1 protein-coding gene is annotated in these 373 nt (G+C 60.9%); it reads right to left on the bottom strand.

The window, feature by feature from the left end; translation table 11 throughout:
• Positions 1-39 precede the first annotated feature (39 nt).
• Positions 40-373, bottom strand: a 334-nt coding sequence (locus ILP92_RS18980) for an integrase core domain-containing protein (RefSeq protein WP_198916905.1), incomplete at its 5' end; no start/stop codon positions are given.

Genomic DNA, 373 nt, shown 5'->3' with positions numbered 1-373 from the left:
TGAACCGCGCCGGGTTTGCCGGAGGCTGATTGCGATTAGTTACGCGGCTATGGGTTCAGTTTCCAGAGCGGCGTAGAAGTTGGCCTCTGCTTCAGCGGGCGGGACATTTCCGATGGGCTCGAGCAGGCGTCGATTGTTGAACCAGTCCACCCATTCCAGGGTCGCGTATTCGACGGCCTCGAAGCTGCGCCACGGACCGCGGCGATGGATGACCTCGGCCTTGAACAGCCCGTTGATCGTCTCGGCCAAGGCATTGTCGTAGCTGTCACCGACGCTGCCCACAGAGGGTTCTATCCCGGCCTCGGCAAGGCGCTCGGTGTATTTGATGGACAGATACTGACTGCCGCGGTCGCTATGGTGAACCAGTCCCGTT

This window comes from Palleronia pontilimi (assembly GCF_016412875.1).
Lineage (GTDB): Bacteria > Pseudomonadota > Alphaproteobacteria > Rhodobacterales > Rhodobacteraceae > Palleronia > Palleronia pontilimi.
This window is presented reverse-complemented; position numbering and strand designations above follow the sequence as displayed.